Below are 14,629 nucleotides of genomic sequence, written 5' to 3' on the forward strand. Positions count from 1 at the left end.
GCGAAATCGCCGGATACGGCGGTCGCTGCCCAGGGTATGCCTCGTTTTGACACAGTAGGGTGGCTAATGATTACTCTCGTCTCTTACCGCCGACCATCGCCACCGGGAGTGGCGCTCGGCGGTAAACAGTGAGAGTAATCATTAGGCGGGGCCGGCGCCGACCGCGACAACCCAGACCGTCGGGTCGCGGCCGAGCCGTCCACTACGTCCGCAGACACCCGACAGCGGATTCACAGCAGAGTAAGAGTCTTGTTCGGCCACCCCGTGAGAGAGATACGCATGGACCTGCGAGTACGCGGGGACGTCCCGGCCGACCCGTTTCTCGGCGCTGGCGAACTCTTCGAGACCGAGTACGACCTCGAACTGCCGGTGTACGTCGACGTTCGGACGGACCCCGACGAGCGAACCTGGGCGGCGCACTACGACGACCACCACGTCCTGAACATCTCCCGACAGGCGGCGACGAGCGCGATGGCCCGCGAGTTGATCGTCCACGAGCTCGCGCATATGGCCCGCAACGAGGAGGGCCACGCCTCGCATCACCTCAAAACGGAAGAGGCGCTCTTTCTCGCGCTGTCGGGCGAGTCAGTCGAGCGGCGGAAGGTCGCACACTGCTATCAGATCGCGAATCACATGAAGGACATCTACGCCGACGACATCACACTCTCGGTGATGCCCCCGGAGAAACTGGTCTCCTTCCTCGAATCCGAGCTCGCGCGCGCGGTGGCGACTCGCTCGGACCCCGCACCGTGGCCCGACTCCCGCCGCGTCACCGCCGGCTCGGACCCCGAGATCACGGCCGTCAACGCGGCGTTCGCGCTCGGCCTCGTCGAGCGCCACGGCGTGATCGACCCCGAACACCGGCTCTACGACTTAGCGCACGCGGCCGCCGACGACGCCCCGACCGTCGATCTCGACGCGTTCAAGCGGCGCTTCCGCTCACTCGGCGAGGACCCCTCGGACAGCGACTACCGGAAGACGCTGGTCGACGCCACCCGCGCGTACGTGGTCGGTGAACCGGGTGACGCTCGCGGCGACGTCGCTGCCGACTGATACTGTCGGATAGAAGTACGAGGAGACAGACCGCAGAAGACCGAAAGCGCAGAGAGAAAACGAACGTGTTCGAGGAGTCGCGACTGCGAACGGTCTACCGGGCCGCTTCGGCGACGCGCTCGGACTCTTCTTTCTGGCTGATGGCGTACGACTGAACGTCGTAGTCGGCCGCACCGAGGAGCACCTGTGCGAGCGCTTCGTCGGCGCCCTGCGGCGTCTTGTAGGAGCCGCGCTGGGTCCCTTCGGCGATGAACTTCAGCGCCTGGTCGACGCGGCGCTGGGGCGCGACGTCGACGGCCTGCGGAACGGAGATGCCACCGTACTTGAGGCGGACGGTCTCCTCACGGGGTGCGGCGTTCTCGACCGCGCGGACGAGGACCTGGATCGGGTTCTCCTCGGTCCGGTCGTTGACGATCTCGAAGGCGTTCTTGACGATTTTCATCGTCTTCTGCTTGTGGCCCGTGTTCTCCTCGGTCTGCATCAGGCGGTTGACGAGGCGCTCGACGATGCTGATCTCGGATTTCTTGAACTGTTTCGATGCGTGACGGCCCATCGTGTGGGCGATCGGCGTCACGTTGATGTAGCGCTCCGTCGAGGGGTCCGCGTACTCGATCTCGGTGACGTCCCAGACGCCGAACAGCTGTGCGTTCGTCTCGGCTTCCTCGCTGTCTGCGGGGGCGTCGGGTTCGGGGGCTTCGCTCTCAGACATCTTAGCGCACCGGTTTCTCTGCGTTACCGCGGACCAGTTCGATCATCGAGACGCCGTTGACCTTCTCGACCTTGTAGTTCACGCCGGAAAGGTCACCCATCGCGCGACCCTTCGCGCCGCCGATCCCGGCGATCGTGACTTCGTCGTGCTCGTCGATGAACGAGATCGCACCGTCACCGGGACAGAAGGCGGTGACCTGCTTGCCGTTCTTGATCAGCTGCACTCGGACGCACTTTCGGATCGCCGAGTTGGGCTGCTTCGCTTCGATCCCGACCTTTTCGAGGACGATCCCGCGACCCTGCGGGGCTCCCTCGAGGGGATCGGACTTCGCGCCAAGACCGCGCTCGCGTCGCGCGTACTCGGAGTCGGACCAGCGTCGCTTCTGCCGGTCCTGCTTGAGTTTCCGCGCGGCGTACTTGCCGTTCGCCATAGTGACCCGGATTTCCCGTCGGAGCTACTTAAGCCTCCCTTTTCCGATCCGACGAAACGGGCGCAGGTCGGGTTAGCGACCCCTAAGAAGGATTCTGAGGCCGTCGTTTCGATTCGGGATACAGTCGCTCGCGAGTGGAGAGGGGCTGAACGGCGCGGAGAACGTGTCGTTTCGGTGTGAGAGCACCGGAGGCGAACACGCGGGCACTGCGGACCGAGGCCGCGCGTCAACTCCCGTCGCCGTACCGGCCGTCGCTGCCGCCGTCGCGTCCGACACCCGGTGCCAGCCCGTCCTCGACGTCGACCGACACCGAACCGCTGAGTTCCTGTCCCGACGGCGGTCCGAGCGTCAGACCGACCTCGTCGAACCGTGCTTTCACGCGCCGGCGGAAGTCGGATTTGAGCGTCACGAGGTCGGCGTCCATCGGGTCTCCGACCCAGAAGTCCGCCCGGATCCGCACCGAACTCCCCTCGAAGGAGACGAGTTTCGACGTCGGATCGGGGTCTTCGAGCACGCGGTCGTCCGCCCGAGCGACTTCCACGAGTTCTCGGAGCGCCAGTTCGACGTCGTCGCCGTAGGCCACCTCGACCGGCTCGGTGACGCGGTACTGTTCGCGCCCGTACGGCCGCGTGAGCGCGTTCGCGGTCAACTCCGTGTTCGGGACGATGATCGTCTCGTCGTTCGGCGTCCGGATTCGCGTCACCCGGAAGTCGACCGCCTCGACGACGCCCTCGCCGCCCGGCCAGCCGATCCAGTCGCCGACGTTGAAGTCCGGATCCGCGACCAGAAAGATGCCGCTGACGAGGGATCCGACGAGTTTCTGGCTGGACGCGCCGACGACGAGCGTCAGCGCGGCGGCGATGATCGAGATGTCGGTCAGCACCTGCCCGAAGCCCGCGCCGACGACGCCCGCGACGAGCGCGACGAGGACGATCAGCGCGTGCAGATACGTCTGGGCGGCCGTCTCGATCGTCGGGTTGTTTCGGTTCCGCGCGGCGACGACGCGGGCGATTGCGGGAAGGACGAAGAGCCGTCCGAACGCGTAGGTCACGAGCGTCCCGAGCGTGAACCCCACGCCGATACGGACGATGTCGCTGTACGATTCGCCCGCGATGGCGTCGAACGTACCGGGCGGGACGAGTTGCCCCGGAGCGAGCGCGCCGAACTGGAGCAGTCCGTCGTGCACGTCTCCGAGAGCGCGACAGCGACACAAAAAGTTATAGGGCGATTTGCACGTCGGTCGCAGGGGAGTGCTACAGACACAGACGACGTCGATCGAATGCCGGCGTCACGTCAGCTGAATGTCGTCGATGTCGTAGTGCCGGCGCGCGAGTTTGCGGGCGGTCTGGATGTGTTTGCCCTCGCTTCCGATGGCGACGCCGCGGTCGCCCTCGGGGACTTCGACGTACGCGACCCGCTCGCCGCCCTGCTCGGACAGCGTCACGTGTCGGACCGCCGCGGGCGCGAGCGCGTTCTCGACGAACGCGGCCGGCGTGTCGGCGTTTTCGACGAGTTCGACGTCACGACCGATCGCCTCCTCGACCGCCCGGACGTGCGCGCCGCCGGGACCGATCGCGGCCCCCATATCGCCGGCGGCGACGAGGATGACCACCCGGTCCTCGAACAGCAGGCAGTCGCGGGCCGCGGCGCCCGTCTCGTCCTCGAAGCGGGCGATGAATTGGCGCGCGTCGTCCGACAGCGTGACTCGCATCGGGGTCAGTCGTCCGACAGTTCGGCTTCGGTGCCGCCGTCGGCCTCGATCGAGCCCATCCGGAGGTCGACGTCGCCCGTGCCGATCGCGACGGGCTTGCCGACGATGACGTTCTCGATGACGCCGTCGAGGTCGTCCTCCTCGCCGTGGACCGCCGCGTCGAGCAGGTGATTGACCGTGACCTCGAATGCGGCGCGGGCGAGGACGGAGTCCTTCGACCCGGAGATGCCGTGCCGACCGATCGATTCGATCTCGCCGCGGTTCGTCATGATGTCTGCGACGAGCATCAGGTGCCGGACGTTCACGTCGTCGAGGCCCTGCTCGCGCAGCGTCTCCATCGTCTCGTTGATGATGGCTTCGCGGGCGGCTTCGACGCCGAGATTGCGGTAGACCTCGTGGATGTTGTTACTCGTCGTCCGCGAGGCGTCGACGCCCTCGATCGAGAGGACGTCGCCGAAGGCCGATCCCTCGGTGTAGAGGACGAACTCCTCGCCCTCCGTGCGTTCGTTGTCCTCCTTGCGGATGACGACGCGAGAGATGTCTTCGAGCCCTTTGAAGACGATGTCGCGGAGCTCCTCGACGAGCTGGAGGAGCCGTCGATAGCTCGGCTCGTCGGGGCCGAACTCGATGAGCGTCTCCGAGCGGCGCGTGTTGACGCCGAGGGCGTCCTCGATCGTCTCGGCGATCTCCTGGGCGACGGTGTCGACGCTGTCGACGGTCGGCCACCGCTCGGCCAGCGTGTCCTCGTTGAGGTCGACCTGGACGATCATATCGGCGACGTTCGTCGAGATGTCGCCGAGCGCGAGGATCTTCGTCGCCTCCATCTGCCAGACGACCTCGTGGGCGCGCTCGCGGTTCTCGGCGTACTCGTCTTCGAGGTGGACCGTCATCATCGGCGTGTCGGGCGTCTTCCGCGCGTCAACCAGTTCGATGAGGCGCGGCAGCCCCTGCGTGACGTCGATCTCGGCGACGCCAGCGTAGTGGAACGTGTTCATCGTCATCTGCGTTCCGGGCTCACCGATGGACTGTGCAGAGACCGTCCCGACGGGGTCGTGCGCGTCGACGCGGGAGTCCTCGTAGCGCGAGGAGATAGCCTGTGCGATGTCGTCGGCCTGTTCGAGCGTGACGCCCTCGCGGTCCTCGATCGTTTCGTAAATACGGTGCTGGAGGCTCTCGGGCAGGTTGTAGTCCTGCACGATGGCCTCGATGTCGTCGGTGACGTGTTCGTACTCCTCAGTCATCGGATTCTACCCCCATACCCTGGGCCTTGTCGAGTCCCGGCCCGGCGTACTCGGAGATGTTGGTCGGCCGCTCCTCGCGGCCGAGGAAGCGTTCTTTCTCCTCATCGGAGCTGAACTCCGCGTCGAGGATGCGGTCGGCGACGTTCTCGACATCGATCGGGTTCTCCTCGGAGGAGGAGACCTTCACGGGCGAGGTGCCGTCCTCGCCGAACTCGAACTGGACGACCGTGCCGGAGGTGTCGCGGACGGTACCGTCGTACTGCGCTTCCAGTTCGGAGAGGGCGTTGATGAGGCGGCGCTGCAGGTACCCGGACTTCGACGTCCGGACTGCGGTGTCGACCAGGCCCTCGCGACCACCCATCGCGTGGAAGAAGAACTCCCGCGGCGTCAGCCCGCCACGGTAGCTGTTCTCGACGAAGCCGTGTGCCTCCGCCGAGAGGTCGTCCTTCTGGTAGTGGCTGAGGGTCCGGCCCTCGTACCCGCGGTTGATGCGCTCGCCCCGAACGGCCTGCTGTCCGACACAGCCGGCCATCTGCGTGAGGTTCAGCATCGAGCCACGCGCCCCCGAGCGGGCCATCACGACCGCCGGGTTGTCGTCGCGGAAGTGATCTTCTGCGATCTCACCGGCGGAGTCACGGGCCTTCCCGAGCTGCTGCATAATCTTCATCTCGAGCGTCTCGTCGACCGTCCGACCCGGCAGCGATTCGAGCTCGCCGGCCTCGTAGATCTCGATGAGTTCCTGGACGCGGTCGTAGGCGTTCTGGATGGCCTCGTCGACCTGCGCGTTGGCCTCGCCGGGGATCGACTCGTCGTCGATCCCGATCGAGAAGCCGAAGTGCATAATCGCGCGCATCGCCAGCGACGCGACCTCGTTGACGAACACGCGAGCGCGCGTCTTCGAGTGGAGCTTCGCCAGCGTGTCGACGACCTCGCCGCCGAACGCGCCGACGGCGTCCTCGTCGATCGTCCCGGAGACGAGCTGGCCGTCCTCGATCACGACCTCGTCGCCCGCAGACGACGTGAACTCGAGGTTCAGGTCGTCCGGCAGGAGCTCGCTGAAGAGCTGTCGGCCGGTCCAGTAGGGCTGGCCCGTCTCGTCCTCGCCGGCGGGCTCGGGGAGCGTGTCGATGCTCGTCGCCCGGAGCAGGTCGAGCGCCTGCGTCTCGGTGAACTCCGGATTCCCGTTCGTCAGGAGGTAGGTCCCGGAGATGTGGTCCTGGATCGCGCCGATGATGTTCTCACCGAAGCGCGGGCTGAGGAGTTGCTCCTGCACGCGCATCAGGACGCGCGCCTCCGCACGCGACTCCTCGGTCTGGAGCGCGTGCATATTCATCTCGTCGCCGTCGAAGTCGGCGTTGTACGGCGGACAGACGACGGTGTTGAGCCGGAACGTCTTGTACGGCATCACGACGACCTCGTGTGCCATAATCGACATCCGGTGCAGCGACGGCTGGCGGTTGAAGATCACGATGTCGCCGTCGATGAGGTGTCGGTTGACCTCCCAGCCGGCGTCGATCTTCTCTGCGAGCTCCTCGCAGTTCTTCTCTGTGACCTTCAGGCGGCGGCCGTCGGGCCGTTTGACGTAGTTCGCGCCCGGGTGACCCTCGGGGCCGTTGCGGACGTACTGCTTGGCCCGATCGAGGTTCCGCTCGGAGACGTTCATCGTCTGCGTCATCTCGCGAGCGACGCGCTCGGGGACGCCGACCTCGTTCAGCGAGAGCGTCGGGTCCGGCGAGATCACGGTCCGCGCAGAGAAGTTGACGCGCTTCCCGGACAGGGAGCCACGGAAGCGACCTTCCTTGCCCTTCAGGCGCTGGCTCAGCGTCTTCAGCGGGCGGCCGGAGCGGTGTCGCGCCGGCGGCGTCCCGCTGATCTCGTTGTCGATGAAGGTCGTGACGTGGTACTGCAGCAGTTCCCAGAGGTCCTCGATGATCAGCTGCGGCGCACCCGCCTCGCGGTTCTCCATAAACCGCTGATTGATGCGGATGATGTCGACGAGCTTGTGCGTCAGGTCGTCCTCGGAGCGCTGCCCGTTGTCCAGCGTGATCGACGGGCGGGCGGTGACCGGCGGGACCGGAAGCACGGTGAGGATCATCCACTCGGGGCGCGACCGACTGGGGTCGATCCCGAGCGTCTCGATGTCCTCGTCGGGGATGTCCTCGAACCAGTCGCGGATGTCCGAGGGCATCAGCTTGTTCATATCCTCCTCGGTGAGGTCGACGTCGAGCGCCTTCTCGATCTTCTTGCGGTCGTCGCCGACGGGGCGGAACTCGCCCGAGAGGATGTCGTTGACGCGACTAACGTCGAGGCCGGACTTCTCGGCCAGTTCGGCGGGCGACATCCCGCTGTCGTCCTCGTCGGGGTCTGGCTGCATCGCCGAGGCGATGCGCTCGGAGTAGTCGCCGGCGAGCACGTCCTGCACCTCGTAGTAGGTGGTCGGCTTCTCGTGTTTGATGTCGTGCTGGGGCGCGCCGCAGTGCGGACAGCGGCTGGCCTTCCGCGCCTGGCGGACGCCCGATTTGAGGACATCCGTCCAGTCCTCGCCGAGTTCCTCGTTGCGCTGCAGCGCGTCGGTGAACTCCTCTTGCTCGTCGGCCGTCAGCGAGAGGCGGCCGCACTCGCGGCAGGTCGAGCGGAGCAGGCGGCGAATGAGCTTCGTGAAGCCGACGTGGATGACGGGCGCGGCCAGTTCGATGTGGCCGAAGTGACCGTTACACGACCCCGAGTGCGAACCGCAGGTGCGGCACTCGAGTCCCGGGTCGATGACCCCGAGTCGGGGGTCCATCAGGCCCATATCGATTGGGTAACCGTCGTCGTCGTACGTGTCCGCGGTGATGATCTTCGTCGCGGACATATCTCGGTACGTCTCCGGGTCCATCAGCCCGAACTGGATGGCACCGATCTCTTTGGGTGTCTGCATTGACATTGTTGGTTAGACTGCGTCTTCGAGGTCGAGTCGCGGTCGGATTCCCAGTGCGATCATCTCGTCGAGGAGGAGCTTGAACGCGTAACTGATCTCGATCTCGTGGATGTCGTCCTCGTCGCCGGTGACGGGGTCGTAGATGCGGCGCTGGCCGCGGTCCTCGACGGCGACCATCCCGGTGTCGGCGGAGATGTAGACCGTCTCTTTGTCCGAGGAGTCGAGCAGGCGCTCTTGGAGCACCATCGCGGCCCCGTGGCCGATGACGGTGTCACGCTCCATCTCGCCCAGCCGGAGGCCACCCTCGCGGGCGCGCCCCTCGGTGGGCTGGCGGGTGAGCACCTGCACCGGCCCGCGCGAACGGGCGTGCAGCTTGTTGCTCACCATGTGGTAGAGTTTGTGGTAGAAAATCGTCCCGACGAAGATCTCGGCCTCGATCTTCTCGCCGGTGACGCCGGAGTACATTACCTCCTTGCCGGAGGACTTGAAGCCGTGGTCCTCTAAGGCGCCGCGGAGTTCGTCCTCGGACTCGCCCTGGAAGGCGGTCCCGTCGACGCGGCGACCTTCGAGCGCGCCGACCTTGCCGCCGAGCATCTCCAGCACGTGGCCGACCGTCATCCGCGACGGCAGCGCGTGGGGATTCAACACGAGGTCGGGCACGACGCCCTGTTCCGTGAACGGCATGTCTTCCTGGGGCGCGAGGTGGCCCACGACGCCCTTCTGACCGTGCCGGGACGCGAACTTGTCGCCGAGTTCCGGGATCCGCTGGTCGCGGACGGAGACCTTCGCCAGTTTGGAGCCGTCTTCGCCTTCCATCAGCGTGACGGTGTCGACGACGCCGGATTCGCCCGAGCGCATCGTCACCGAGGTCTCGCGTCGCTTCTGCGGCGAGAGCCCGCCCATATCGTCGGGCTCTTCGAGGAACCGCGGCGGCGACGTTTTCCCGAGGAGCACGGAGTTCTCGTCGACCCGCGTCTCGGGGTTGACGAGGCCGTCCTCGTCGAGGTGCGTGTAGGCGTCTTCACCGCGTGCGCCGCGTACGTCCTGGCTCGGCACCTCGAAGCGGTCCTCCTGACCGCCGGGGTAGCGGCGTTCCTCGCCCTCGTAGGTCCGGAAGAAGTGCGAGCGGGCCATCGCGCGGTCGACCGAGCCCTGGTTCATCACGAGTGCGTCCTCGATGTTGAACCCCTCGTAGCTCATCACGGCGACGACGAAGTTCTGGGCCGCCGGCCGCTCGTCGAACCCGATCTGCTCTGTGGTCTGCGTTTTCACCATCGAGAGCTGCGGGTAGTGCAGCAGGTGCTGTCGCGTGTCGGGGCGGATGCGGTAGTTCGCCGCGGGCAGCCCCAGCGACTGCTTCATCATCCCTGCGCCCATCGTAATACGCGGCGAGGCGTTGTGCTCGGGGTAGGGGATCATCCCCGCACCGATCCCGAAGATGAGTTGCGGGTCGATCTCGAGGTGGGTGTGGTCCTCGTTGATCTCGTCTTCGTCGACTGCGACGTAGATGTCTTCTTCCTCCTCGGCGTCGATGAACTCGACGTAGCCGCGCTCGACGAGGTCCTCGAACTCCAGTGCGCCGGACTCGACCGCCTCGATCTCCTCGTCGCCGAGGAGCGGTTCGCCGTCCTCGACGACGATCAGCGGTCGGCGTGCGCGACCGGCGTCGGCGTTGACGATGACTTCGCGCGTCCGGTCTTTGACCGAGACGTTCACCATCTCGCTGACGTCGCCGCGGCGGCGCGCCTCTCGAATCTGTTCTGCGAGCTGTTCGGGATCGGGATGCGTCCCGACCAGACTACCGTTGACGTAGACTTTCGCCTCTCGTTGTGACTGAGCCATCGTTTTAATCGTCCGCGGGTGTGCCGGCGCCCGGACCCTCGATGCCGGGGATTCCTTCGACGCCCATCGACGCCAGTTCGCGCTTGAGCGACTGTTCGTCCTCGATGTTCTGTGAGAGCTCCATCGCCTGCGCGAAGTTCTTCACCAGACCGCAGTTCGGTCCCTCGGGGGTCTCGGAGGGACAGATGCGACCCCACTGGGTCGCGTGCAGGTCACGCGCCTCGAAGTGCGGCTGACTCCGCGAGAGCGGGCTCCGGAGGCGACGCAGGTGCGACAGGACGCCCATGTAGTCCGTCCGGTCGACGAGCTGGGAGACGCCCGAGCGGCCGCCGACCCAGTTCCCCGTCGCGATCGGGTGTTCGAGCCGCTCTGTGAGCACGTCCGAGCGGACCACGGTGTTGACCGTGAGTTCGCGGTTCCGCATATTCGCCCGTTCGAGCTGGTACTTCACGTCGCGTGCGAGCTTGTTCAGCGCCGTCCGGAACAGGTCCTTCATCAGGTCGCCGGAGACTTTCAGGCGCTTGTTGGCGTAGTGGTCCTTGTCGTCGGACTCGCGGCGGTTGAGCGCGAGCTCGAAGCACGCCTCGGCCATCCGGCAGAGGTAGTACGCCTTGTTGATACGGACGTCCTCGTCGTCGACGCCGTCCTCGTGCAGGTGCGGCAGGAGGTAGCGGTCGATGACGTAGTTCGCCCGTTTGAGCTGGTAGTTCTTGCCCTGGCCGCCGGCGACGCGCTTGCCGAGTTTCTCGATCGCTTCCTGCTCGGTCTGGACTTCCGCTTCCTCCAGGTTTTCGAGCATAAACTTCACGATCTCGGGGTCGTCGGAGACGCGGTGGACGATCTCCTCGTCGGATTCGAGCCCGAGCGCGCGGACGAGCGTCACGAAGTTCACGCTGCCGGAGACAGACGGGAAGGAGACTTCGAGCAGCCCTTCGCGGTTGCGCTCACAGAGGACGAGCGCGCGGTAGCCACGGCGCTGGGAGAACGTCTTTGCGACCTGAATCTCGTCGCCGTACTTGCTGTCGTACTCCGCGAGGATCTTGTTCGGCGCGAGGTCCTCGGAGGTCATCAGAACGCGCTCGGAGCCGTTGACGATGAAGTAGCCGCCGGGGTCGACGGGGTCTTCGCCGATCTCGATCAGTTCTTCCTCCGAGAGGCCGGCGATGTTACACTTCGTCGAGCCGACCATAATGGGCATCCGGCCCACCTTGGTCTCGGTGGTGTCGACGACGACTTCCTCTTCTTCCTCGCCGCCGCGGACGATGGACATCTCCATAAACACCGGCGCGGCGTAGGTGATGTTCCGGAGGCGGGCTTCCTGCGGGAAGAGCAGTTCCTCGGAGCCGTCGGCCTCGCGGACGCGCGGGGTCTCGACGCGGACGTCACCGAGTTCGACGAAGACGGGCTCTTCGCCCTCCTTGTCGCCGATGTCGGTTTCGATTCGTTCCTTCTCCGTGACGACGTCCTGCATCCCCCGCTCGAGGAAGTTGTTGAACGAGCGGAAGTGGTGTTCTGCGAGCCGTTCCTCCGAGAAGTACTCGCGCGAGACGACGCGTCGGTCCTGTCGATTCATTCGATCACCAGTCGGTAGGAGACCGCTTTGTCTGTAGTTCGAGAGTCGCGGACGATCTTGACGACGTCGCCGATCTCGGCGTCATCCGGGAGCGCCGGGTCCTTCCGTTTGATCTTCGGAAGATCGGCGCGTTCGACGTCGTACTGCGTCAACATCGACTCGATCTCCTCCTCATCGATGAGCGTGTGCTCTGGGACGAGTTCGTGTTGGCTTACGTCTACCATGTCTGGGTGTGATGGGTGGTGGTTGGGGAAGAAGTTCTCACGGGATACTACAGCCCGGTTCGTCTGGGAACCATTTAACCCTTGCCAACTCCGGATCAGAGAAGCACGGCTCACCGCCACGAGTACCCTCAGCACCCGTGTTGCATTGACACACGAGGGTGTCAAATAAATGTGTTCCGGCGATCGGTACCGTCCGTCGGACCCGGCCGCGAGTTTATACCTGATGCCGCGGCCAGCGCCCGTATGACGTAGCGTCAGCCCCGCGTCGGGCCGCGGTCGTTCGGCACGTCGACGCGGGACCGCAGCAGTGCCGACTGTTCGCCCGAACGCACCGCAAGGAAACCGCGTCCACGAACACGCCGCTATTCGACGACGAGACTCGTCCGTTCGTCGACGGCGTCGGCCTCTTCGAAGTCGCCGCCGCCGAGGAGGCCACGGGCGGCGCGTTTCCCCCACTCGACTGCGGGCTGGGTGAACGTCGAGACCGCCGCGAGTTCACCGTAGAGCACGCACGCCGCTTCCATCTCGTAGAGCAGCGCACCGAGCGATCGCTCGTCGACGGCGTCGATCTCGATACGGACTGCCGGGACGCCCGACGCTGCGAGGCTCGCCTCGGTCGCTTCGAACTCGGCGTCGAGGAGGTCGCCGAGCGAGGATCCGCCGAGGTACGAGAGCCCGTCGAGATCCGTCGTCGGGATGTCGCGGTCGGGCCGCTCGCGCGGTCGGACGAGCGTCACGAGTTTGTCTCGCGGGCCGGCGCGGTACAGTTGGAGCTGTGAGTGCTGGTCGGTCGCGCCGAGTGCGCGGGCCGGAGTCTGCCCCAGCCCGTCCTTGCCGAGACTCTCGGCCCAGAGCTGTGCGAACCACTCGGCGAACGTCTCTAAGCGCTCGGCGTACGGCATCATCGCGTTCGTCACCGCGCCGCGCTGTGCGAGCGCGTACGTCGTCGCGCCGTAGGCGTACGCGGGCGTCTCGAACAGCGAACCCGAGAGCCCGTCCGCGGCGTCGGCCGCACCAGCGCGGATCGCGTCGAGGTCGTGACCTTGGATCGCTGCGACGGCGAGCCCGACCGTCGAGAGCGCCGAGAACCGGCCGGGGACACCGTCAGGAACCGCGAGCGACGGGAGACCGTGTTGGTCCGCGAGCGAGCGGAGGTTCCCCGACTCGCCCGTCGTAACGAACGTGCGCTCGGTCCAGTCGACGCCGGCGTCGGTCATCGCCTCGCGGACGACGAGGAAGTTCGCGAGCGTCTCGGCCGTCGTCCCCGAGCGAGAAACGACGTTCACGACCGTCCGGTCGAGGGACAGCGAGTCGAGCAGCCGCGAAACGTGCTCGGGGTCGACGTTGTCCAAGAAGTACGCGTCGGGATCCTCGGGACCGGCGAGGGCGTCCGCGAACGTCGCCGCGCCGAGTGCACTCCCGCCGATCCCGACCGTGAGCACCGCCTCGGTGTCGTCGAACGGATCGACCGCCGCCCGGATGGCGTCGAGATCGACCGTCGATGGAAGGTTCAGCGCCGCATAGCCGTGCTCGTGGTCGTCGCGACCGGCTTCGATCCGCTCGTGAGCCGTCGCCACCTGTTCGTCGAGTCGCTCCAGCGACGCCCGGGAGACGCCGGGCGTCGCGTCGAGAGTACTGCCGAGGTCGACGTGCATACCTCTTCAACGACCGCCCCCGACGAAAAAGCGGTCGATCCCTCGAAGCGGCGGTCACTCGGTGCAGTGGACGGGACAGAGCCGCTCGTCGGGACCGGTTCGTTCAAACCGCTTCGAGTCCAATCCAGAACCGATGGCATCCGGTTACGACGGCGTCTTCGGAGCGTTCCCCTACGCGTTCCGCTCCAGCGAGTCGCGGCTGTTCAAACTCTACGTCGTCGCGAGCGCACTCGCCGTCGGCCTCATCGCGTTGCTCGTCGGCATCGCTCTCGTCGTGCTGATCGGTGAAACCGCCGCTGTGCAGGGTGGATCGCTCACGCTCTCGCGGTCGTTCTACGTCGTCATCGGCCTCCTGGTCATACTCCCAGCCGTCGCACCGGTCCTGCTCGTGGCCCGACGACGGCGCAAGAACGTCGATTCGTCCGGTCGTCACGAGGCTGCGCTTGCGGTGGCCGGCTTCTGCTTCCTGCTCTCGCTGTATCTGGGCCTCGTCGCGTCGATGCCGGAGACGTTCGTGATCGACGGCGAGACGGTGACGCGGCCAGCGCCGAGCGGTCTTTTCGCGCCGGTAATCGTGGGCCTGTACGCGATTCCGGCCGTGCTCTCGTGGGTCGTGCCGCTCGCGGGTGCAGGGCTCGTCGCCGCCGCGCACCGGCTCTTCGGGTGACGAAACCCGCAAGTGCGCCGAGCGTCTACCCAGTGGCAATGACAGACGCCGATCAGGCCGGGGAGCCGGACCGAACCGAGGGAACGTTCCTCGTGACTGCGGCCGAAGACGCTTCGGCCGTGCTCAAGAACGTCGAAACCGGGCAGGTACACACGCTCTCGTCGAATCCGGGCGTCGAGTGCGACGACGTCGTCGAGGGCGTCGTCGCCCCCGATCCGCCGATGAACGTCTCCTATCAGCTCATCGAAATGACGTCGAGGCGGTCGCTATCGGTCGAACGGAGCGACGAACCGCCGACCACACACTCGAAAGAGCTCGCTGCGTCGCAGGACGTCGGCGAGCTCACGCGGGAGCCGCGAGCCGGCAAGGGCGAGATCCACGTGATCACCATTCCCGAGGGAGACGCCCAATCGGCCGTCGACGACGTCCTCGAAGACGAAGAGCAGTTGCTCTCGCGGGCAGCGCGCCTCGACGTCAACCGAGTGGAAGTTCGGTCGTCGCCCGGCGTGCTCTCAGTGCGGTATATGCCGTAGCGTCGGTGTTACGGGCCTGTGTGTGCGTCGTCCCGCGCAGGCGATCATAAGAAGGCTTATTCGGCGGGGCT

13 protein-coding genes are annotated in these 14,629 nt (G+C 66.0%); 3 read left to right on the plus strand and 10 right to left on the minus strand.

Annotated features, from left to right (window positions below):
* Positions 1-279: 279 nt before the first annotated feature.
* Complete coding sequence (locus D3D02_RS03115) at positions 280-1,053, plus strand: DUF5781 family protein (protein WP_121568527.1); 774 nt, start codon at positions 280-282, stop codon at positions 1,051-1,053.
* Positions 1,054-1,147: 94 nt separating this feature from the next.
* Here D3D02_RS03115 and D3D02_RS03120 read toward each other — a convergent pair whose 3' ends face one another.
* From D3D02_RS03120 to D3D02_RS03165, 10 genes are all read right to left on the minus strand, one after another.
* A complete protein-coding gene (locus tag D3D02_RS03120) occupies positions 1,148-1,762 on the minus strand; it encodes a 30S ribosomal protein S7 (RefSeq protein WP_121568528.1) in 615 nt (204 codons plus the stop codon).
* Position 1,763: 1 nt separating this feature from the next.
* Positions 1,764-2,192 carry a 30S ribosomal protein S12 gene (locus D3D02_RS03125; RefSeq protein WP_089768796.1) on the minus strand — a complete coding sequence of 143 codons (429 nt, stop codon included), beginning with the start codon at positions 2,190-2,192 and terminating at the stop codon, positions 1,764-1,766.
* Positions 2,193-2,418: 226 nt separating this feature from the next.
* Positions 2,419-3,378, minus strand: a complete 960-nt coding sequence (locus D3D02_RS03130; protein WP_394337704.1) for a mechanosensitive ion channel family protein — start codon at positions 3,376-3,378, stop codon at positions 2,419-2,421.
* Between the two features lie 102 nt (positions 3,379-3,480).
* On the minus strand, positions 3,481-3,903 hold the full coding sequence (locus tag D3D02_RS03135) for a NusA-like transcription termination signal-binding factor (RefSeq protein WP_121568529.1): 423 nt from the start codon (positions 3,901-3,903) through the stop codon (positions 3,481-3,483).
* 5 nt (positions 3,904-3,908) lie between these two features.
* Positions 3,909-5,144 carry a DNA-directed RNA polymerase subunit A'' gene (rpoA2, locus tag D3D02_RS03140; RefSeq protein WP_121568530.1) on the minus strand — a complete coding sequence of 412 codons (1,236 nt, stop codon included), beginning with the start codon at positions 5,142-5,144 and terminating at the stop codon, positions 3,909-3,911.
* On the minus strand, positions 5,137-8,064 hold the full coding sequence (locus D3D02_RS03145; RefSeq protein WP_121568531.1) for a DNA-directed RNA polymerase subunit A': 2,928 nt from the start codon (positions 8,062-8,064) through the stop codon (positions 5,137-5,139). Before D3D02_RS03145 ends, rpoA2 begins: the two co-directional genes overlap by 8 nt.
* A 12-nt stretch (positions 8,065-8,076) precedes the next feature.
* Positions 8,077-9,906 carry a DNA-directed RNA polymerase subunit B gene (gene rpoB / locus D3D02_RS03150; RefSeq protein ID WP_121568532.1) on the minus strand — a complete coding sequence of 610 codons (1,830 nt, stop codon included), beginning with the start codon at positions 9,904-9,906 and terminating at the stop codon, positions 8,077-8,079.
* Between the two features lie 4 nt (positions 9,907-9,910).
* Positions 9,911-11,479 (minus strand): DNA-directed RNA polymerase subunit B'', encoded by a 1,569-nt coding sequence (locus tag D3D02_RS03155; RefSeq protein WP_121568533.1) that lies wholly within the window; start codon positions 11,477-11,479, stop codon positions 9,911-9,913.
* A complete protein-coding gene (locus D3D02_RS03160; RefSeq protein ID WP_121568534.1) occupies positions 11,476-11,703 on the minus strand; it encodes a DNA-directed RNA polymerase subunit H in 228 nt (75 codons plus the stop codon). The genes D3D02_RS03155 and D3D02_RS03160 overlap by 4 nt, the downstream gene beginning before the upstream one ends.
* A gap of 362 nt (positions 11,704-12,065) precedes the next feature.
* Complete coding sequence (locus tag D3D02_RS03165) at positions 12,066-13,358, minus strand: glucose-6-phosphate isomerase (protein ID WP_121568535.1); 1,293 nt, start codon at positions 13,356-13,358, stop codon at positions 12,066-12,068.
* 133 nt (positions 13,359-13,491) lie between these two features.
* On the opposite strand from D3D02_RS03165, the gene D3D02_RS03170 reads away from it, so the two are divergent.
* Both D3D02_RS03170 and D3D02_RS03175 read left to right on the plus strand, forming a co-directional pair.
* Complete coding sequence (locus tag D3D02_RS03170; RefSeq protein ID WP_121568536.1) at positions 13,492-14,025, plus strand: hypothetical protein; 534 nt, start codon at positions 13,492-13,494, stop codon at positions 14,023-14,025.
* 38 nt (positions 14,026-14,063) lie between these two features.
* Entirely contained in the window at positions 14,064-14,558 is a 495-nt protein-coding gene (locus tag D3D02_RS03175; RefSeq protein WP_121568537.1) for a DUF5812 family protein, read from the plus strand.
* The last annotated feature ends 71 nt before the right edge of the window (positions 14,559-14,629 follow it).

The organism is Halobellus sp. Atlit-38R (assembly GCF_003665925.1).
Lineage (GTDB): Archaea > Halobacteriota > Halobacteria > Halobacteriales > Haloferacaceae > Haloquadratum > Haloquadratum inordinatus.

Coding starts and splice junctions, on each gene's coding strand:
- D3D02_RS03145 (WP_121568531.1), bottom strand. CDS start 8,064: ATGCAGACACCCAAAGAGATCGGTGCCATCCAGTTCGGGCTGATGGAC.
- D3D02_RS03170 (WP_121568536.1), top strand. CDS start 13,492: ATGGCATCCGGTTACGACGGCGTCTTCGGAGCGTTCCCCTACGCGTTC.
- D3D02_RS03165 (WP_121568535.1), bottom strand. CDS start 13,358: ATGCACGTCGACCTCGGCAGTACTCTCGACGCGACGCCCGGCGTCTCC.
- D3D02_RS03135 (WP_121568529.1), bottom strand. CDS start 3,903: ATGCGAGTCACGCTGTCGGACGACGCGCGCCAATTCATCGCCCGCTTC.
- D3D02_RS03115 (WP_121568527.1), top strand. CDS start 280: ATGGACCTGCGAGTACGCGGGGACGTCCCGGCCGACCCGTTTCTCGGC.
- D3D02_RS03155 (WP_121568533.1), bottom strand. CDS start 11,479: ATGAATCGACAGGACCGACGCGTCGTCTCGCGCGAGTACTTCTCGGAG.
- D3D02_RS03120 (WP_121568528.1), bottom strand. CDS start 1,762: ATGTCTGAGAGCGAAGCCCCCGAACCCGACGCCCCCGCAGACAGCGAG.
- D3D02_RS03160 (WP_121568534.1), bottom strand. CDS start 11,703: ATGGTAGACGTAAGCCAACACGAACTCGTCCCAGAGCACACGCTCATC.
- D3D02_RS03125 (WP_089768796.1), bottom strand. CDS start 2,192: ATGGCGAACGGCAAGTACGCCGCGCGGAAACTCAAGCAGGACCGGCAG.
- rpoA2 (WP_121568530.1), bottom strand. CDS start 5,144: ATGACTGAGGAGTACGAACACGTCACCGACGACATCGAGGCCATCGTG.
- D3D02_RS03175 (WP_121568537.1), top strand. CDS start 14,064: ATGACAGACGCCGATCAGGCCGGGGAGCCGGACCGAACCGAGGGAACG.
- rpoB (WP_121568532.1), bottom strand. CDS start 9,906: ATGGCTCAGTCACAACGAGAGGCGAAAGTCTACGTCAACGGTAGTCTG.